Origin of the sequence: Nocardia sp. NPDC127579, assembly GCF_042672005.1 — a bacterium.
Classification (GTDB): Bacteria; Actinomycetota; Actinomycetes; order Mycobacteriales; family Mycobacteriaceae; genus Nocardia.
The window spans coordinates 378,202-397,186 of record NZ_JBHXVZ010000005.1 but is presented as its reverse complement, the minus strand read 5'-3'; the positions used below and the strand labels follow the sequence as shown (position 1 = coordinate 397,186).

Genomic DNA, 18,985 nt, shown 5'->3' with positions numbered 1-18,985 from the left:
CTCTTTCACATCGCCGCCCAGAGTGTTTACAAATCAACAGAGAATGTCAACATGTAAATCGAAATTCCGGGACCGGGGGCTCACGCTAGCCCGGGAATTCGCGGACCGACTCGGCGCAGCGCTCGGACTGTCTGCGCAGTGCCGCGACGAGTTCGGGCGGGCCGGTGAGCAGGGTGAAATCCAGGTCGGAGGACGTGATCATCCAGGCCAGCGCCTCGGGGGTGTCGGCACCGACATGCAGGTGGCAACTGGTGTCGTCGACCGCTTCGACCACACCCATGCCGGGCCAGACCCGGTCACTGGCGGTCTCGGCGGGCACCGGGAGCCGGACCGTGGCGCGGCAGGGCCAGGTGCGGACCGATAGCTGCCGTGCCACGTAGGTCGCGACATCGGGCTCGGGCAACTCCCGTGGCGCGAAACGAGGTCCGTTCGGGATCTTCGGTGACAGGCGGTCCACGCGGAATGTGCGCCAGTCGGCGCGGTCGACATCCCAGGCGACCAGATACCAGTGCCTGCCGAAGTGAACCAGGCTGTGCGGCTCCGCCTTTCGTCTGGTTGCGGCCCCGTCGCGCGCCTGATAGTCGAAGCGCAGCTGCTCGTGGCGGTGGCAGGCCTCGGCCAGTGCCATCAGCGTGTCCGGCGCCACGGTGGGTCGCGGCGGGCTGACCCGCACGGTGGCCGCGCGCAGGGTCCGGACCCGGTGCCGCAGCCGGGGCGGCAGCACCTGCTCGAGTTTGCCGAGCGCTCGCACGGCCGCCTCCTCGACGCCGGTGACACTGCCGTCGGCAGCGCCGCGCAGACTCACCGCGACGGCCACCGCCTCCTCGTCGTCGAGCAGCAGCGGCGGCAACGCCGCACCGGCGCCGAGCCGGTAGCCCGCCGTGCCGCGGGCGGCGTGCACCGGATAGCCGAGTTCGCGCAAGCGCTCGACATCGCGGCGCACCGTGCGGCCTGTGACGCCGAGCCGTTCGGAGAGTTCGGCGCCGGTCCAGTCGCGATGCGTCTGTAGCAGCGCCAGCAATCTGAGCAGTCGTGCCGAGGTCTCCAACATGATTCCGAGCATGCCATCCAGTTAGGAACAGGTCTGTCCTAATGGCCTTCTAGCGTGCGAACATGACCGAGATTCGCCCCTTCCGCATCGATATCCCGCAAGACCGGCTCGACGACCTGCGCCGTCGCCTCGCCGACACCCGCTGGCCGGACGAACTGCCCGGAGTCGGCTGGGATTACGGCATTCCGGTGAGCTACCTGAAGGAGCTCGCGGAGTACTGGCGCACCGCCCGGGTTCGCCTTCTCGGGCCCGACCCGGCGGCCGGGCCAGGGCTCGACCGAACGCTACGCCGCGCTGTTCGCGCAGCTCATGGCCCGGCTGGGGTACGAGAGCTACGGTGCCCAGGGCGGCGATCTCGGGTCGTTCGTCGCCCCGGACCTGGGGCGAATCGACACCGGCCATGTGCTCGGCGTGCATATGAACGGGCCGATCACCATGCCGTCCTGGTCGGACGCGGGTGCGCCCGACTACACCGAGGAGGAGCAGGCGAAGCTCGAAAAACTCACCGGCAGTGAGAGTTTCACGCGCTACGACTACGCGGCGGTGCAGGCCGGGCATCCGCAGACCCTCGCCGTCGGCCTGCACGACTCGCCGGCGGGACTGTTGGCGTGGCTGGTCGATCTGTACCGGCGTTACACCGATCCGTCCATCGAACTGCCCGAGCAGGCTCTCGGCCGGGACGCGATGCTGACCATGGTCAGCATCTATTGGCTGACCGCGACATTCGCCTCCTCGATCCGCCTCTACAAGGAATCCGAGTCCTGGGGCGGACCGGCGAAGAACTCCGGCGTCCCGACCGGATGCGCGCTGTTCCCGGGCGATCTGTCCATTCGCACCCTCGCCGAACAGCAGCATTCCATCGTGCACTGGAAGGAATACGATCGCGGCGGGCATTTCGCGGCGCTGGAAGCGCCCGATCTGCTGACCGCCGACGTGCGCGAGTTCTTCCGCGGCCTGCGGTGATTCACCGCCGGTAGTTCGCCGCCATGGCCGCGGAGATCTCGGCGAGCCGAGCTCGGAGTTCGGGTGGCTCGAGTACCTCCGCGGCCGCGCCCAGCGGCAGAATACTGTGCAGCAGAACCTCATACGACTCCGATGCCAGATCCAGCTCGACCCAGCCGTCCGCGTCGGGCTCGGTCATCGATGCCGCGGCCGCCGTGACGGCGGCGGGTTCGAAACTCAGCCGCAGTAGGCGCACCTGATCGGCGCGGATCCGGCAGCGCGCCCGCACCCGCAACATGGACAGCGCGAACTCCTCCTGCGCCCGCGCCCAGTGCGCGGCCAGGTCGAAATCATCGGGGCGGGTGAAGAATTCGTCGAGCGCGGCCGCCTCCAGGATCCGGCTCACCCGATACGAGCGAACCGCCGCGTCCTGCTGCGCCACCAGATACCAGGTCCCCGCCTTGAGCACCAGCCCCAGCGGATCGAGCCGGCGCTCGACGACTCGATCCTTGCGGCCGTAGCGCACCAGCAACCGGCGGTCGTGCCACAGCGCGTCGGCGAGGGTGGCCAGCGTCGGTGTCTCGTCGGGGCGGTGGAACCACCCGGGCACATCGATGTGCACCCGCTCCGCCACCCGGGTGGCGCGTCCACGCAACTCCGGTGGCAGGGCGGCGAGCACCTTGAGCTGCGCGGTCGCGAGCACGGTACCCAGGCCCAGGTCCGCCGCCGCACCGGGCAAGCCGGCGAGCAGCACCGCGTCGGCCTCCTCCGAGGTCAAACCGGTCAATCGGGTGCGGTAGCCGTCGACCAGCCGGATGCCGCCGGACCGGCCGGGTTCGCTGTACACCGGCACCCCGGCTTCGGACAGCGCCTCCACATCGCGATACACCGTTCGTATCGAGACCTCCAGCGCCCCGGCCAGTTCCGGTGCGGTGACCCGGCCCCGGGTCTGGAGCAGGAGTAGCAGCTGGACCAGACGACTCGCGCGCATACTGCGACGTTAGCTCCCAAACCCTGACAGAAGATGTCAAGGTTGGCCCGTACGCTCTGCGTTATGACCACATGGAGTGAGTTCGTCCAGGAAGCACCGAAGATCGCGACCGTGTTCACCCGCCGGCACAAGGCGACCGGCAACCTCTGCATGCTCGCCACCTTGCGCGCGGACGGATCCCCCCGGATCAGCCCGATCGAGCCGCGCGTCTTCGAGGGCATGCTGGTGCTGGCCGGCATGCCGAACACCACCAAATTCCACGACCTGGCCCGGGATCCGCGGTTCTGCCTGCACACCGCCACCGTCGACACCATGGTCGGCGACGGCGACGCCAAACTGTTCGGCACGGTCACCGACCTGTTGGACCGGGAGGTGCACGCGCGGTTCGCGCAGGACCTGTTCGACGAGTCCGGATTCGATATCCGCGGACAGGAATTCGACCACTTCTACGTCGCCGAGCTCACCGGCGCATCCTGCGTCGAGATCGCCGACGACAAGCTCGGCATCACGATCTGGAAGCCCGGGCAGGGGGAGCGGGTCGTCCAGAAGTAGCGACTCGGGGCGCCGCCGCCGGCGGGTGAGCTGGGCGCCTCGGGATCCACATCCAGGCCGATGGTGCTGACCGGTATCGGTACCGGAATCGGGCGGGAGTGCCGCGCGGAATCCGTTTCGTTTGCGCCGGTCAGGACAGCGCGGCGCGGATCCGCTCGGCCACCGCGTCTACCGAGCCCACCCCGTCGACTCGGCGCAGTACGCCGCGGGCCGCGTAGAAGGGCAGCAGTTCCGCTGTCATCGACACGTAGTGCGCGATCCGCTGCCGCACCACGTCCTCGTGGTCGTCGGCACGGTGCAGCAACTCCGCGTCGGGCGGGGGCGGATCGGATTTCAGATGGTATATCCGGCCGGTGCGTTTATCCGTACGGCGATGAATCGCCCGATCGATCAACTGCTCCGCGGGCACCTCGAGCGCCACCACCGCATCGATCGCGCCACCGTGGCGGCGCAGTATGTCGTCGAGGCCGCGGGCCTGCGCCGTGGTGCGCGGGAAGCCGTCGAGCAGAAAGCCCGCGCGGCAATCCGGTTCGGACAGCCGGGCGTCGATCAGCTCGAGTACCACCGCATCGGGCAGCAGGCCGCCCTGCGCCATCTGACGCGCCAGCTCCTCGGGCAGCTCGCCGCCGGCCTGGGCGGCGCGCAACATATCGCCGGTCGACACCTGGGGGATGCCCAGTCGTTCGCACAGGGTCCCGGCCTGTGTTCCCTTGCCCGCGCCGGGCGGCCCCACCAGCACCAGTCGCATTACAGTTCCTCCAGTTCTCGGCACGGCCCCTGCGTCCGAACCGAATTCGAGATTACTGGAGTTCAGGACCGATTCCGTGGCCCACACGCGGGGTCCGCAGTTCGCGGTAGCCCGGGATATCGCCCGGCAGCGCGGCGCCGTCGCGGAGAGCGACAGCGGTACGGACGGTGGCGGCCAGCGCCGAACGGTAGAGCAGCGAACCGGTGCTGATCCGGCGCACACCCAGGGCAGCGAGGTCGGCGACCGGGGTTCCCGTGGCGAGGATGTTGACCGGCAGGGTGGTCGACTCGGTGACAGCCCGAATCTGCTCCGGGGCGGTGATGCCCGGCACGAAAATGCCGTCGGCCCCGGCCTTTTCATAGGCGGCGATTCGGTCGAAGGTGCTGTCCTCGGCTAGACCGAGCCAGTGCGTATCGACCCGGGCGTTGACGAACAGCTCCGGTACACGCGCTTTGACGGCTGCGATCAGCTCGGCCTGAGCACCCGGTTCGGCCAGCCGGACGTCCGCGCGCCCATCCTCCAGATTGATCCCGGCGATCCCGAGCTCGCCTAGATGCCAGGCGAATTCGGCAACCTCCTCCGGATCGGTGCTGAAACCTCCTTCGATATCCACGGTCACAGGCACCGTCAACGGTGCCAGCCGCATCGCCAAGCGGAAGGTCTCGTCCTGCGTCGCGCCGACCCCATCGGCCAGACCCGCACCCGCCGCCACCCCGAGGCTGGTGGTTCCCACCGCCGAAAAGCCCTGCGCCGCAAGCAATGCCGCCGACGCGACATCCCACGCGTTGGGCAACAGCAAGGGGTGATCGCGATAGTGGAGATCGCGGAATCGAATGGACTTGGACGTCATGGCGTGTGCTCTCCGATCACTTGTGCTGTAGCGCCCCTGATTTCGCCGCTCGGCGGTGGCCCCGACCTACGACTCGGCATATCCGGTGCCGTTCCTGCCGCTGCTTCGTCCAGGATCGACGCGTCGAGGGTCTCGGCTGCGCGGGATCACTGCGCCGGGGGCCGGTTCTGCTCGAGGATTCCGGCCGCGAGGGCCATGGCATGCGCCCGGGCTGGGCAGCGGTGTGGACCGAGTCCGAATGGTGCTGTGCTCAGGTCGATTTCGGTGAGGATGCCGTCGATGATGCGCCGAGTTCGTGGAACCGGCGGGCGCTCGCCGAGCACGTCTTCGAGCAGCCGGTCGATACGGGTGGAGTCCGGCCGGTGGCCCGAGCCGCCGGTGCTGCCGCCGCGGACTGCGACCGGGCTCCCGAGCGCGTCGGCCCCAGTGCTCGTGAGCAGCCGATGGGCGGCGTCGTCGATCAGCGCACCGGTGGCCGCGCCGGCCTGGACCAGCAGGCAGATTCGCGCAGCGGCGAATTCGCCGGGGACGGCCGCCTCCTGCTGGTCGTCGGTTGGAGTGCGAGCGGTCTGCCTGATCGCGCCGTCGAAACATGCGTGGCCGGCTGTTGTGTGCGTGTCGTGTCGTGCGGCCGCGACGAGGGCTGCTGTTGCCGCGCATGCCTGGAGTAGCAGGGAGATCCGGATGGCGGTTCGCTCGTCGGCGATACCGCCGCAGGCCGCGATCAGGGTCGTGACCGCGCGGTCGGCGGCTGGATTCCCGGTGGTGTGGGGTTGGTAGTGATCGGCGACGAGTTCGATGTCCTCGATCGAAACATCCACCAGCCCGAGGGCGTCGGCGAGCACGCGCACATGCGGGAGTCGACCGGTGGTCGCTCGGGCCGCGATGCGCAGTGCGTCCGGGTCGAGCGATTCCAGGTCCGCGATCGCGACGGCGCGTCGGCGCCGGTGCTCCGCGCCGGTGCTGAAGCGCGGTACCCGGGCGCGCAACCACGCGACACCGGCGGTCGCCGTTCGATCGACCGGCGGCACGGGGGAGTGTGTCAGCGCGTCGCGGACCTGGTCGGGGTCGCTGATCAGGGGCAGTGACTCGGGCATGGAGCGAAGGTAGGCCGAAATCGTTTCGGTGGCGGCCGAAGCGTTCGCGTCGCATGCTGGAGCCCATGCGAACCCGTGGCGCCGACCTCGCCGGGCTGGCCGCCCTGCTCGCCGACCCGACGCGGGCCGAGCTGTGCCTGGCGCTGCTGGACGGGCGGGCGTGGACCGCCGGTGAGCTGGCGCGGCATGCCGGTATCGCCGCATCGACCGCGACCGAGCATCTGAACCGGCTGCTCGCGGGCGGGATGCTGGCCGAACGGCGGCAGGGCAGGCACCGCTACGTGCAGCTGGCCGACCCGGGCGTCGCCGAACTGCTCGAGGCGCTGCTGGGCCGGCTCGAGCCGAGCCCGTCGCGGACGTCCTCGCTGCGGGTCGCCACCGCGACGGCGGCGCTGGCTCGTGGCCGCACCTGCTACGACCATCTCGCCGGTCGCCTGGGCGTCACCATCACCGACGCCATGATCGCCCGCGAACTGCTCGACCCCGCGGCCGGTTTCGCCCTGACCGACGCGGGCTTCGCCTGGCTCACCGGCCCGCTCGGCATCGCCGAATCCGCCCTGCGCGCCACCCGTCGCCCCCTGGTGAAGCCCTGCCTGGACTGGACCGAACGCCGCACCCACCTCGGCGGCGTAGCGGGCGCCCAACTCCACCACCGCCTCCACGACCTCGGCTGGATCCAACGCAGCGGCACCGGCCGCGCCGTCCGCCTCACCACCCCCGGAACAGCCGCCCTCACCGTCCTCCTACCACTCGATCCCTGACCCGATGGAAGGCGGGACATGGCTGCGGCGTTTCGCGAGTAGCCCCCGCAGCGGTGTCCCGGTTTGCGCCCGGGCCCCAGATACCATCGGGCGAACCCGGTCTTGTGAGCTGGGATTTGGGGACGCCTGTGCCAGGATTGGGCGATGGACCTGCTCAGTGCGGCTCATGATGGATCGCAGCCCACTGCGATCAGCTCGCTGTTCCTGATCGCCCTGGTTGCTGCGCTCGGACCTATCGTCGCCCGGTTGGTGCGCGGGTATGTTCCGGATGTTGTCGTGCTGCTGGTATTGGGGGCGGTCATCGGGCCGCATGCGTTGCACTGGGCGGATAGTGCGGGGGGTGTGGACCTGCTCAGTGAAATCGGGCTCGGCATGCTGTTTCTGCTCGCCGGGTACGAACTCGATCCGAAACTGCTGGGGGGCAAGCCGGGGCGGGTGGCCTGGCTGGTCTGGGTGGGGTGTCTGCTGTTCGCCTTCCTGCTGGTCGTGCTGGCGGTGCGACTCGAACCGGGCACCGAGGGCGGGTTCACCGCCGAGATCGCGGTCGCCATCGCGATGACCTCGACCGCGCTCGGTACGCTGCTGCCGATCGTCAAGCAGGCGGGCATCATGGACCAGCCGCTGGGCCGGGCGGTGCTGGCGCACGGCGCGGTCGGCGAGCTGGCTCCGATCGTCGCGATGTCGGTGCTGCTGACCAGTCGCAGCCCGCTCGCGGCGATGGTGGTGCTGCTGCTGTTCGCCGCGGCGGCCGCCTGGATCCGGTTCGTGCCGCCGCGGATACTGCGCCGCGCGCCCGGATTGGGCCGCGAGCTGGCCGGATTGAGCGGTGGCACCGTGCAGTTGCCGGTGCGCGGTGTGTTCCTGCTGCTCCTGGTGCTGATGGCGGTCGCGGAGACTTTCGACCTGGATGTGGTGCTCGGCGCGTTCGCGGCCGGGGTGGTGCTGCGGGGCCTGATCGCCGCCGATCACCCGGAGCTGGCGCCCGCGCTGGAGACCATCGGGTTCGGCATCCTGATTCCGGTGTTCTTCGTGGTGTCGGGAATGGGTATCGACGGTTCGGCGGTGCTGGACGCGCCGCTGCTGTGGGTGTCGTTCGTGGCGGCGATCGCGCTGGCCCGTGGCGTGCCGGTGTGGCTGAGTGAGCGGTTCGTGCCGACCGGCGCGAATCTGACGACCGGCGCGGAGCGGGCGCAGCTGGCGCTGTATGCGGCGACCGGTCTGCCGATCATCGTCGCGGTTACCCAGGTGGCGACGGGAGCGGGTCTGATGGGCGCGGATCTCGCCTCGGTGCTGGTGGCGGCGGGCGCTACGACGGTGCTGTTGTTTCCGCTGATCGCCCGGTTGATCGGGCGATCGGCCCGGCCCCGTGTATGAATGAGCTTGCATGGTCGTGCATAATCATTTCATGGCTGATTCCTCTGGTAGCTCCGTGACGCGGGTTGCTGTCGCCGGTGCGAGCGGGTACGCGGGCGGTGAAGTACTCCGACTACTGCTCCAGCATCCTCGATACCGAGACGGGAGCCTCGAGCTCGGGGCGCTGACCGCGGGGTCGAATGCCGGGACCCCGCTGGGGGCCCAGCAGCCGCACCTGCTGCCGCTGGCCGAGCGCGTGCTCGGGCCGACGACCGTCGAGGAGCTGGCCGGACACGATGTGGTGTTCCTCGGGCTGCCGCACGGGCAGTCCGCGGTGATCGCCGAGGCCCTGCCGGAATCGACCGTGATCATCGACTGCGGCGCCGACTTCCGGCTGCGGGACGCGGCCGCCTGGGAGAAGTACTACGGCAGCCCGCACGCGGGCACCTGGCCCTACGGTCTGCCCGAACTGCCGGGCGGGCGGGCCGCGCTGCGCGGCGCGACGCGGATCGCGGTACCCGGCTGCTATCCGACGGTGTCGAGCGTGGCGCTGGCCCCGGCCGTCGCCGCCGGCATCATCGATCCCGCGGTGCATGTGGTCGCGGTGAGCGGCACCTCCGGCGCGGGCCGCAAACTCGATGTGGGCCTGCTGGGTTCGGAGGTGATGGGCTCGGCCCGGGCCTACGGTATCGCGGGCGCGCACAGGCACACCCCCGAGATCGCGCAGAACCTGAAAGCCGCGGGCGGAGTGGATGTCTCGGTGTCCTTCACGCCCGTGCTGGCGCCGATGCCGCGCGGCATCCTGGCCACCTGCACCGCACGCACCACCGTGGACGCCGCGCATGCCCGCGCCGTCTATGAAAAGGCTTATGCCGATGAACCTTTCGTGCACCTGCTGCCGGAAGGCGTACTGCCGCAGACCGGTTCGGTACTCGGCTCCAATGCCATCACCCTGCAGGTCGCCGTCGACGCCGACGCGGGGCAGCTGGTGGTGATCGGCGCGATCGACAACTTGGCCAAGGGCACCGCGGGCGCCGCGGTGCAGTCCATGAACCTGGCCCTCGGATTCGCTGAGACCGAAGGGCTTTCCACCGTAGGAGTGGCACCGTGACGACGACCGAAACCTCCGGCAAGCTGGTCCGGACCCAGGGTGTGACCGCGCCGCTGGGCTTCCGCGCGGCCGGTATCGCCGCGGGCATCAAGGCCAGCGGCAATCCGGATCTGGCGCTGGTGCTCAACGAGGGCCCCGAGTTCGCGGCCGCCGGCGTGTTCACCCGCAACCAGGTCAAGGCCGCCCCCGTGCTGTGGTCGCAGCAGGTGCTGAAGACCGGGCGGCTGCGCGCGGTGATCCTGAACTCCGGAGGGGCGAACGCCTGCACGGGTCCCGGCGGTTTCCAGGACACCCACCAGACCGCCGAGGAACTGGCGAAAGCGCTGAGCAACTGGGGCGCCGAGACCGGCGCGGGTGAGATCGCGGTCTGCTCGACAGGTTTGATCGGCGATCGGCTGCCCATGGACAAGCTGCTGCCCGCCGTCACCGAGATCGTGCACGAGATGGGCGGCGGCCTGTCCGGCGGCACCGACGCCGCGCACGCCATCATGACCACCGACACGGTGCCGAAGGAGGCCGCGTTCCACCATCGGAACAAGTGGAACGTGGGCGGCATGGCCAAGGGCGCGGGCATGCTGGCGCCATCGCTGGCCACGATGCTGGTGGTGCTCACCACCGACGCCGTCGCCACCCCCGAGCAGCTGGATTCCGCGCTGCGCAAGGCGACCCGGCTCACCTTCGACCGTCTCGACGTGGACGGTTCCTGCTCCACCAACGACACCGTGCTGCTGCTGGCCAACGGCGCGGGCGCGGTCACGCCGACCCAGGACGAACTCGACGCCGCGGTGCTCGCGGTCTGCGACGATCTGGCCCAGCAGCTGATGGCCGACGCGGAGGGTGTCACCAAGCGGGTCCGGATCTTCGTCGAGGGCGCGCTCTCCGAGGACGAAGCGCTGATCGCGGCGCGCGCCATCGCCCGCGACAGCCTGGTCAAGACGGCCCTGTTCGGCTCCGACCCGAACTGGGGCCGCGTGCTCGCGGCGGTCGGCATCGCACCGATCACGCTGGACCCGAACCGGATCTCGGTGTCGTTCAACGGGAATCCGGTCTGTGTCGACAGTGTCGGCGCGCCGGGCGCCCGCGCGGTCGACCTCTCGGGCGCCGATATCGACGTGCGGGTCGAGCTGAACGTCGGCGACGGCGCGGCGATGGTGCGCACCACCGACCTCTCGCACGGCTACGTCGAAGAGAACTCGGCCTACAGCTCATGAATACCGTGCTGCACAGCCTTTCGGCCCTGGACAAGGCGCATGTGCTGGCCGACGCCCTGCCCTGGTTGCAGAAGTTCCGCGACAAGATCGTGGTCGTGAAGTACGGCGGCAACGCCATGATCGACGACGAGCTCAAGCGTGCGTTCGCGGCGGATATGGCGTTCCTGCGCACGGTCGGCGTGCACCCGGTGGTGGTGCACGGCGGTGGTCCGCAGATCAGCGCCATGCTGAAGAAGCTCGGCCTGCACGGCGAATTCCGCGGCGGGTTCCGGGTCACCACACCCGAGGTGATGGACGTGGTGCGGATGGTGCTGTTCGGTCAGGTGGGCCGCGAGCTGGTCGGCCTGATCAACGCGCACGGCCCGTACGCGGTCGGCATCTCCGGTGAGGACGCGCACCTGTTCACCGCGACCCGGCGCACGGTCGACGTGGCGGGAGTCGCCACCGATATCGGCCTGGTCGGCGATGTCACCTCGGTGAACCCCGACGCGGTGCTGGATCTCATCGCGGCGGGCCGGATCCCGGTGGTGTCCACCATCGCCCCCGACGCCGACGGCGTGGTGCACAACATCAACGCCGACACCGCCGCCGCCGCGCTCGCCGAGGGCATCGGCGCGGAGAAGCTGGTGGTGCTCACCGATGTCGAAGGCCTGTACACGAATTGGCCGGATCGTTCGTCGCTGACCTCGCGGATCGACGCCGACGAGCTGGCGGCGCTGCTGCCGAGCCTGGACGCGGGCATGGTGCCGAAGATGGAGGCCTGTCTGCGCGCTGTCCAGGGCGGTGTGCCGACGGCGCACGTCATCGACGGGCGGGTGGCGCACTCGGTGCTGTTGGAACTGTTCACCGGAGAAGGAATCGGAACGATGGTGACGCCGGCGGGCGCACCGGATGGAACGAAATCATGAGCACGGTAGAGGAATTGCGGTCACGGTGGAGCACCGTGATGATGAACAACTACGGCACCCCGAAGTTGGCGCTGACCCGCGGGTCGGGTGCGGTGGTCTACGACGCCGACGGTAAGCGCTACCTCGATTTCCTCGGCGGTATCGCGGTCAATTCGCTCGGTCACGGGCATCCGGCCATCCTCGAGGCGGTGAGCAGCCAGCTGGGCACGCTCGGGCACACCTCGAATCTGTATGTGAACGAGCCGGTGCTCGAGCTGGCCGAGCAGCTGCTCGCGCAGTTCGGCGACGGGCACGGGCGGGCGTTCTTCTGCAACTCCGGCACCGAGGCCAACGAGGCCGCGTTCAAGATCGCCCGGCTGACCGGTAGGTCCAAGATCGTGGCCTGCGAGCTGGCGTTCCACGGCCGCACCATGGGCGCGCTGGCGCTGACCGGGCAGCCCGCCAAGCGGGCGCCGTTCGAGCCGATGCCGCCCGGTGTGGTCCACGTGCCCTACGGTGACGCGGCCGCGCTGGAAGCGGTCGTCGACTCCGACACCGCCGCGGTGTTCCTGGAGCCGATCATGGGGGAGAGCGGCGTGATCGTGCCCCCGATGGACTACCTGGCGCGGGCCCGCGAGATCACCGCCCGTCACGGCGCGCTGCTGGTGCTCGACGAGGTGCAGACCGGTATCGGCCGGTGCGGAAAGTTCTACGCGCACCAGGCTTTCGGCATCGTCCCGGATGTGATGACGCTGGCGAAGGGACTCGGCGGCGGTCTGCCGATCGGCGCGGTGCTCGCCACCGGCCCGGCCGCCGAACTGCTTACGCCCGGCCTGCACGGCACCACCTTCGGCGGCAACGCGGTCTGCGCGGCGGCGGCGCTGGCGGTGCTGCGCACCATCGCCGCGCAGGATCTGCTGGCCCACGTCGAATGGCTGGGCAAGCACATCGTCGACGGTATCGAGGCACTGGATCACCCGCTGGTCGACCATGTGCGCGGCGCCGGCCTGCTGCTGGGAATCGCCCTGACCCAAGACATTTCGGCCGAGGTCGAGGCACGCGCGCGGGCGGCCGGATATCTGGTGAACGCGCCCAAGCCCGATACGATCCGTCTCGCGCCCCCGCTGGTGCTGACCGAGACCCAGGCCGACAACTTCGTCGCCGACCTGCCCGAGATCCTCGACGGTGCGGTCGAAGACGCGAAGGGAACCAAATGACCGAGCTCAGGCATTTTCTGCGGGACGACGACGTCACCCCGGTGGAGCAGGCCGAAATCCTGGCCCTGGCAGCCGAACTCAAGCAGTCGCCGTTCGCGCGCCGCCCGCTGGAGGGCCCGCGCGGCGTCGGTGTGATCTTCGAGAAGAACTCCACCCGCACCCGGTTCTCCTTCGAGATCGGCATCGCGCAGCTCGGCGGCCACGCGGTGGTCGTGGACGGCCGCGACACCCAGTTGGGCCGGGAGGAGACCCTGGCCGACACCGGGCGGGTGCTCTCCCGCTACGTCGAGGCGATCGTCTGGCGCACCTTCGAGCAGTCGCGCCTGGACGAGATGGCCCCGGCGGCAACGGTTCCCGTGGTCAACGCGCTGTCCAACGAGTTCCATCCGTGCCAGGTGCTCGCCGACCTGATGACGCTGCGGGAGCGCAAGGGCGATCTGGCGGGCCGCAATCTCACCTACTTCGGTGACGGCGCCAACAATATGGCGCATTCGCTGCTACTCGGCGGCGTCACCGCGGGGCTGAACGTCACCGTCGCCGCCCCGGCCGGTTTCGAGCCGGCGCCGTGGATCCTGGAGGCCGCCCGCAAGCGTGCCGCCGAGACCGGAGCGAGCATCACCTTGACCGGTGATCCGCAGGCCGCCGCCGAGGGCGCGGACGCGCTGGTCACCGACTGCTGGACCTCCATGGGCCAGGAGAACGACGGACTCGACCGGGTCGGCCCGTTCCGGCCGTTCCGGCTGAACACCGAGCTGGTCGACCGCGCCCAGTCCGATGCCGTTGTGCTGCACTGTCTTCCGGCGCATCGCGGAGAGGAGATCACCGACGAGGTGATCGACGGACCGCACAGCGTCGTCTGGGACGAGGCCGAGAACCGCCTGCACGCGCAGAAGGCGCTGCTGGTGTGGTTGCTGGCGAAGCGAGGAGTCGGACGTGCGTGAGCGAATCTCGGGGGTGGCGCGATGAGCGCCGCCCCGGCCGATCCGGGCAAGGCGCCCGCGATCGCGCGCACCCGAGCCGGACGGCAGTCCCGGATCATCGAACTGCTGTCCGCGCACGCGGTGCGCAGCCAGACCGAACTGGCGGCACTGCTGGCCGCCGAGGGAATCGAGACCACCCAGGCCACCCTCTCGCGTGACCTGGACGAACTCGGCGCGGTGAAGCTGCGCGCGGCCGACGGCGGCGCGGGTGTCTACGTGGTGCCCGAGGACGGCAGCCCCGTCCGCGGCGTCACCGGCGGCACCGACCGGCTCTCCAAACTGCTCGGCGACCTGCTGGTATCCACCGACGCCAGCGGCAATATCGCTGTGCTGCGCACCCCGCCCGGTGCGGCGCACTTCCTGGCCAGTGCCCTGGACCGGGCGTCACTGCCGTTCATCGTCGGCACGATCGCCGGCGACGACACCATTGCGGTGATCGCGCGCGAACCGCTCACCGGCGCGGAACTGGCCCGGACCATCGAGGGGCTCGCCTAGGCGGACAGGGGTTCTCGCCTCCGGCGGCCCGGATCGCGAAGTCGGCCGGCTGCCACATCGCGAGTCGGCGCGACGTGGTCGGCGCGCTGGACCGGGCGTCGCTCCGTTCATCGTCGGGACGACCGCCCGGGATGCGTCATGGCGGTGATCACGCGCCAGCAGCTCACTGGTGCCGAATTGCGCGAAGATCGCGGCTCCGCCGAATTACCAGCGCTGTGGTGGAACGTAGGCGAGCCAGCGGGTGGTCGAGCGTGCGAGCGTGCAGGCCAGCCCGGCCGCTGGCATGACGAGACCCAGGACAGCGATGACGAGTGCGTCATTCGTATTGCCGTCGACGGCGCTCAGTCCGGCGACGGCCAGCGCGAGGAACGTGGTACCGCCGAATGCCGCCGCTACCACGTTGCGTCCCGAAGGTTTCCGGGCCAGAAAGAAGATGGTGCCCACCAGGAACATGAACCCCAGGGTTATACAAGCGGCGATGGTGGCGATGGCGCGCAGCTGTTCGCTGCCGGTCACGTCGCCTGCCCCCACCGCGGCGTAGATGACAGCCATCAGAGCCCCCAGGAAGGCCAGGGCCAATCCGAACAGGATCGCCAGCGTGGCGGCCATCGCGACGGTGACCCGCGAAGGCCGGGGCTGGGGCGGCCAAGGGGCACCCGGCTGCTGATATCCCCACGGCGCGGGCTGCGGCTGCTGCGGCGGATGAGCCCACTGCTGCGGCGCGGTTTGCGGCGCGAGTTGCTGGGTCGGATGATCGACCACCACGGTCGGCTCGGCCTTCGCCCACACCCGCGTCGGCTGTCCCCGCAGGGCTTCCGCGGCGGCGGCCACGAAATCCCCGCAACTGGCGAACCGGTCCTCGCGCCGTTTGGCCATCGCGCGGGCGATCACGTCGTCCAGTGCCGGGGGTAGGTCTGCGCGTGAATCACTCAGCCGGGGAACAGGTTTGCTCAGATGCGCGGCGATGATCTGCCCCGGTGCGGTGGCCCGGAAGGGCGAGTGCCCGGCCAGGAGCGTGAACAGCGTGCAGGCCAGCGAGTACTGGTCGGCGAGATGATTGATCGGTTCACCGGAGAGCTGCTCCGGTGAGGCGTAAGCCAGTGTGGCAGTGAAGGTTCCGGTCGCAGTCAGCTTCGAATCCGATTCCAGCAGCCGTGCGATGCCGAAGTCGGTGAGTACGGCGCGTTCTTCGATCCCGTCGTCGGCCTCGGCCAGCAGGATGTTGGCGGGCTTCACATCCCGGTGCAGCACGCCCCGGCTGTGCGCGTAGTCCAGTGCGTGCGCGGTGTCGGTGATCAGGCGCAGCAGGCGTTCCGGTGGCATCGCGCGCGCGTCGAGCTGGTCGGCGTCGGTACCGCGCACGTACTGCATCGAGATCCACAGGTGCCCGTCCTGCACACCGCGGTCGTAGATCCCGACGATCCCCGGATGTTCCAGTCGCGCAACGACATTGGCTTCCTGTTCGAACCGGGCGCGTAGCTCCTCGTCGGCCGAGACGTCCTGGTTGAGCAGCTTGAGCGCGACCATGCGCGGCAGCCGCGGATGCCGTGCCCGGTAGACGGTGCCCATGCCGCCCTGCCCCAGCACCCCGTCGATCTCATACTCGGCGAAAGTCTCCCCCACCCGCAGCACATCAGGCCCTTCCTCGACGTCGATGACCGGACCACCCTAACGCCGCGGAGCGGGGCCCGCGCTAGCCGAACGGGTACTGACCGCCGCCGCGGCCGCCGGGGTCGTCGGGCAGGGACAGGGTGATGATGTCCTGGATCAGATCGATCAGGGCGCGGCCGACCTCGAGGAGTCCGTGGCCGAGGATGGAGAATTCGTTGGCGATCGAGTGCATCATGGGCCTGTCCTCATGTCCGAGGGTGCGCTGATGGCATCGATGGTCTCACTCGGCCGGGGCCGCCGGAGGGATATCGGTGACCTGCGCACCCCCGATTATGAATGGGATTGCAACATCGTGCATAATCATTTGTGAGCGGCAAGGGGGCGCCGACCACCAGACAACCCGAGGAGCACACAGAAATGTCCGAGCGCGTCGTACTCGCCTACAGCGGTGGGCTTGACACCTCCGTCGCCATCAGCTGGATCGCGAAGGAGACCGGCGCCGAGGTCGTGGCGGTCGCCATCGACCTGGGCCAGGGCGGCGAGGACATGAACGTGGTGCGCCAGCGCGCCCTGGACTGCGGCGCCGTCGAGGCCATCGTGGTCGACGCGCGCGACGAGTTCGCCGACGAATACTGCCTGCCCACCATCCAGGCCAACGCCCTGTACATGGGCCAGTACCCGCTGGTATCGGCGATCAGCCGCCCGCTCATCGTCAAGCACCTGGTGGAAGCCGCCAAGTTCCACAACGCGTCCACCGTGTCGCACGGCTGCACCGGCAAGGGCAACGACCAGGTCCGCTTCGAGGTCGGCATCGGCGCGCTCGCGCCCGACCTGAACGTCATCGCCCCGGTCCGCGACTACGCCTGGACCCGGGAGAAGGCCATCGCCTTCGCCGAGGAGAACAATCTCCCGATCAACGTCACCAAGAAGTCGCCGTTCTCCATCGACCAGAACGTATGGGGCCGCGCTGTCGAGACCGGCTTCCTCGAGGACCTGTGGAACGCGCCCACCAAGGACGTCTACGACTACACCGCCGACCCGACGGTCAACTTCGAGGCGCCCGACGAACTCATCGTCACCTTCGACAAGGGTGTGCCGGTCGCCATCGACGGTAAGCCGGTCAGCGTGCTCGAGGCCATCGTCGAGCTGAACCACCGCGCCGGCCGCCAGGGCATCGGCCGCCTGGACATGGTCGAGGACCGGCTCGTCGGTATCAAGAGCCGCGAGATCTACGAGGCCCCGGGCGCCATCGCGCTGATCACCGCGCACCAGGCCCTGGAGAACGTCACCATCGAGCGCGAGCTGGGCCGCTACAAGCGGCAGGTCGAGCAGCGCTGGGGCGAGCTGGCCTACGACGGCCTCTGGTTCTCCCCGCTCAAGCGCGCGCTGGACGCTTTCGTCGCCGAGACCCAGCAGAACGTGTCCGGCGAGATCCGGATGGTCCTGCACGGCGGCTCCGCGGTGGTCAACGGCCGCCGCTCCGAGCAGTCGCTCTACGATTTCAACCTGGCCACCTACGACGAGGGCGACACCTTCGACCAGTCGCTGGCCAAGGGCTTCGTCCAGATCCACGGCCTGTCCTCCAAGGTCGCCGCGCGCCGCGACCTGAGCCAGAAGTAGCGCGACCCGGGAACCGGTGCCCAGGCCGGGCCGGTTCCCCGCAGTGCCCAGCGATCACCGCCATTCGATCCCCGGAGGAGACACCCACGATGACCCACGCCGGTACCAACGAGGGCGCACTCTGGGGTGGCCGCTTCGCGTCCGGTCCCGCCGAGGCGATGGCGGCGCTGAGCAAGTCGACGCATTTCGACTGGGCGCTTGCGCCCTACGACATCCGCGCCTCCAAGGCGCACGCGCGGGTGCTCAACAAGGCGGGTCTGCTCTCCGACGCCGACCTGACCGGCATGCTCGACGGGCTCGACCGGCTCGCCGCCGATGTCGCCTCGGGTGCGTTCGGTCCGGCCCTCTCCGACGAGGACGTGCACGGCGCGCTGGAGCGCGGCCTGATCGACCGGGTCGGCGCCGAGCTCGGCGGACGGCTGCGGGCGGGGCGCTCCCGCAACGATCAGGTGGCCACCCTGTTCCGGATGTGGTTGCGAGATGCGGTGCGCCGCATCGCGTTCGGAGTGCTCGAGGTGGTCGACGCGCTGGTCGAGCAGGCCGCGGCGCATCCGGAGGCGGTGATGCCGGGCAAGACCCATCTGCAAGCCGCGCAGCCGGTGCTGCTGGCACACCACCTGCTCGCGCACGCGCATCCGCTGCTGCGCGATATCGACCGGCTGCGCGACTTCGACAAGCGGGCGGCGGTGTCGCCGTACGGTTCCGGCGCGCTGGCCGGTTCCTCGCTCGGACTGGATCCCGAACAGATCGCCGCAGAGCTGGATTTCGAGGCGGCCGCGGCCAATTCGATCGACGCCACCTCGGCCCGTGACTTCGCCGCGGAGGCCGCCTTCGTCCTGGCCATGATCGCGGTGGACCTGAGCCGGATGGCCGAGGAGGTCATCATCTGGAGCACACCGGAATTCGGCTACATCACGCTGGCCGACGCCTGGTCCACCGGCTCCTCGATCATGCCGCAGAAGAAGAATCCCGATGTCTCCGAGCTGACCCGTGGCAAGGCGGGCCGTTTGATCGGCAATCTCACCGGTCTGCTGGCCACGCTCAAGGCCCAGCCCCTGGCCTACAACCGGGATCTGCAAGAGGACAAGGAACCGCTCTTCGATTCGGTGGCTCAGCTGGAACTGTTGCTGCCCGCCATCGCGGGTCTGGTCTCCACGCTCACTTTCCACACCGAGCGGATGGCCGAACTCGCCCCCGCCGGTTTCACTCTCGCCACCGATATCGCCGAATGGCTGGTGCGCCAGGGTGTTCCGTTCCGGGTCGCGCACGAAGCGGCCGGTGCGTGCGTGCGGGTCGCCGAGGCGCGCGGCGTCGGCCTCGACGAACTCACCGACGCCGAGTTCGCCGCCGTCGACCCGGCCCTCACACCGCAGGTCCGCGAGGTGCTGACCGTGCAGGGCTCGATCGCCTCCCGCAACGCCCGGGGCGGCACCGCGGGCACCCAGGTGGCGCGGCAGCTCGGCGAAGTCCGCAGCACCGCAACCGAACTGCGCGCCTGGCTGCGCTGA

General features: G+C 69.5%; 19 protein-coding genes and 1 pseudogene. 13 read left to right on the top strand and 7 right to left on the bottom strand.

Annotation, left to right across the window (positions count from 1 at the left end; translation table 11 throughout):
• Positions 1-85: 85 nt before the first annotated feature.
• Complete coding sequence (locus ACFVMC_RS19960; protein ID WP_379212192.1) at positions 86-1,051, bottom strand: helix-turn-helix transcriptional regulator; 966 nt, start codon at positions 1,049-1,051, stop codon at positions 86-88.
• Between the two features lie 62 nt (positions 1,052-1,113).
• Between ACFVMC_RS19960 and ACFVMC_RS19955 the strand changes: the two are divergent.
• A pseudogene (locus tag ACFVMC_RS19955) lies at positions 1,114-1,218 on the top strand (epoxide hydrolase N-terminal domain-containing protein); the annotation flags it as partial.
• A 142-nt stretch (positions 1,219-1,360) separates the two neighbouring features.
• On the top strand, positions 1,361-2,014 hold the full coding sequence (locus ACFVMC_RS19950; protein ID WP_379212460.1) for a hypothetical protein: 654 nt from the start codon (positions 1,361-1,363) through the stop codon (positions 2,012-2,014).
• Position 2,015: 1 nt separating this feature from the next.
• Here the strand turns inward: ACFVMC_RS19950 and ACFVMC_RS19945 are convergent, their stop codons facing one another.
• Positions 2,016-2,984: a helix-turn-helix transcriptional regulator gene (locus ACFVMC_RS19945; protein WP_379212190.1), complete on the bottom strand. Its 969-nt coding sequence runs from the start codon at positions 2,982-2,984 to the stop codon at positions 2,016-2,018.
• A 63-nt stretch (positions 2,985-3,047) separates the two neighbouring features.
• On the opposite strand from ACFVMC_RS19945, the gene ACFVMC_RS19940 reads away from it, so the two are divergent.
• Entirely contained in the window at positions 3,048-3,536 is a 489-nt protein-coding gene (locus tag ACFVMC_RS19940) for a pyridoxamine 5'-phosphate oxidase family protein (RefSeq protein ID WP_379212188.1), read from the top strand.
• A gap of 130 nt (positions 3,537-3,666) precedes the next feature.
• Here ACFVMC_RS19940 and ACFVMC_RS19935 read toward each other — a convergent pair whose 3' ends face one another.
• From ACFVMC_RS19935 to ACFVMC_RS19925, 3 genes are all read right to left on the bottom strand, one after another.
• On the bottom strand, positions 3,667-4,284 hold the full coding sequence (locus tag ACFVMC_RS19935; RefSeq protein WP_379212186.1) for an adenylate kinase: 618 nt from the start codon (positions 4,282-4,284) through the stop codon (positions 3,667-3,669).
• Between the two features lie 52 nt (positions 4,285-4,336).
• The gene (locus ACFVMC_RS19930) at positions 4,337-5,134 is read right to left on the bottom strand and encodes an isocitrate lyase/phosphoenolpyruvate mutase family protein (protein WP_379212184.1); all 798 of its coding nucleotides are present in this window, start codon (positions 5,132-5,134) and stop codon (positions 4,337-4,339) included.
• Positions 5,135-5,280: 146 nt separating this feature from the next.
• Positions 5,281-6,231, bottom strand: a complete 951-nt coding sequence (locus tag ACFVMC_RS19925; RefSeq protein WP_379212182.1) for a hypothetical protein — start codon at positions 6,229-6,231, stop codon at positions 5,281-5,283.
• A 65-nt stretch (positions 6,232-6,296) separates the two neighbouring features.
• On the opposite strand from ACFVMC_RS19925, the gene ACFVMC_RS19920 reads away from it, so the two are divergent.
• From ACFVMC_RS19920 to ACFVMC_RS19885, 8 genes are all read left to right on the top strand, one after another.
• Complete coding sequence (locus ACFVMC_RS19920) at positions 6,297-6,992, top strand: ArsR/SmtB family transcription factor (RefSeq protein WP_379212181.1); 696 nt, start codon at positions 6,297-6,299, stop codon at positions 6,990-6,992.
• A 144-nt stretch (positions 6,993-7,136) separates the two neighbouring features.
• Positions 7,137-8,366, top strand: a complete 1,230-nt coding sequence (locus tag ACFVMC_RS19915; RefSeq protein ID WP_379212179.1) for a cation:proton antiporter — start codon at positions 7,137-7,139, stop codon at positions 8,364-8,366.
• Positions 8,367-8,397: 31 nt separating this feature from the next.
• Entirely contained in the window at positions 8,398-9,456 is a 1,059-nt protein-coding gene (gene argC / locus ACFVMC_RS19910) for an N-acetyl-gamma-glutamyl-phosphate reductase (RefSeq protein ID WP_379212177.1), read from the top strand.
• Positions 9,453-10,667 carry a bifunctional glutamate N-acetyltransferase/amino-acid acetyltransferase ArgJ gene (argJ, locus tag ACFVMC_RS19905; RefSeq protein WP_379212176.1) on the top strand — a complete coding sequence of 405 codons (1,215 nt, stop codon included), beginning with the start codon at positions 9,453-9,455 and terminating at the stop codon, positions 10,665-10,667. The genes argC and argJ overlap by 4 nt, the downstream gene beginning before the upstream one ends.
• Positions 10,664-11,575: an acetylglutamate kinase gene (argB, locus tag ACFVMC_RS19900; protein WP_379212174.1), complete on the top strand. Its 912-nt coding sequence runs from the start codon at positions 10,664-10,666 to the stop codon at positions 11,573-11,575. Before argJ ends, argB begins: the two co-directional genes overlap by 4 nt.
• Positions 11,572-12,771 (top strand): acetylornithine transaminase, encoded by a 1,200-nt coding sequence (locus ACFVMC_RS19895; RefSeq protein WP_379212172.1) that lies wholly within the window; start codon positions 11,572-11,574, stop codon positions 12,769-12,771. Before argB ends, ACFVMC_RS19895 begins: the two co-directional genes overlap by 4 nt.
• Complete coding sequence (gene argF, locus ACFVMC_RS19890) at positions 12,768-13,712, top strand: ornithine carbamoyltransferase (protein ID WP_379212170.1); 945 nt, start codon at positions 12,768-12,770, stop codon at positions 13,710-13,712. The genes ACFVMC_RS19895 and argF overlap by 4 nt, the downstream gene beginning before the upstream one ends.
• 21 nt (positions 13,713-13,733) lie before the next feature.
• Entirely contained in the window at positions 13,734-14,246 is a 513-nt protein-coding gene (locus ACFVMC_RS19885; RefSeq protein WP_379212168.1) for an arginine repressor, read from the top strand.
• Positions 14,247-14,450: 204 nt separating this feature from the next.
• Here ACFVMC_RS19885 and ACFVMC_RS19880 read toward each other — a convergent pair whose 3' ends face one another.
• Positions 14,451-15,869: a bifunctional serine/threonine protein kinase/MFS transporter gene (locus ACFVMC_RS19880; RefSeq protein WP_379212167.1), complete on the bottom strand. Its 1,419-nt coding sequence runs from the start codon at positions 15,867-15,869 to the stop codon at positions 14,451-14,453.
• A gap of 70 nt (positions 15,870-15,939) precedes the next feature.
• Positions 15,940-16,092: a hypothetical protein gene (locus tag ACFVMC_RS19875; protein ID WP_379212166.1), complete on the bottom strand. Its 153-nt coding sequence runs from the start codon at positions 16,090-16,092 to the stop codon at positions 15,940-15,942.
• Between the two features lie 182 nt (positions 16,093-16,274).
• Here ACFVMC_RS19875 and ACFVMC_RS19870 point away from each other — a divergent pair, with 182 nt between their 5' ends.
• Together ACFVMC_RS19870 and argH are read left to right on the top strand one after the other, a co-directional pair.
• Entirely contained in the window at positions 16,275-17,477 is a 1,203-nt protein-coding gene (locus ACFVMC_RS19870; RefSeq protein WP_379212164.1) for an argininosuccinate synthase, read from the top strand.
• Positions 17,478-17,566: 89 nt separating this feature from the next.
• Positions 17,567-18,985: an argininosuccinate lyase gene (gene argH / locus ACFVMC_RS19865; protein ID WP_379212162.1), complete on the top strand. Its 1,419-nt coding sequence runs from the start codon at positions 17,567-17,569 to the stop codon at positions 18,983-18,985.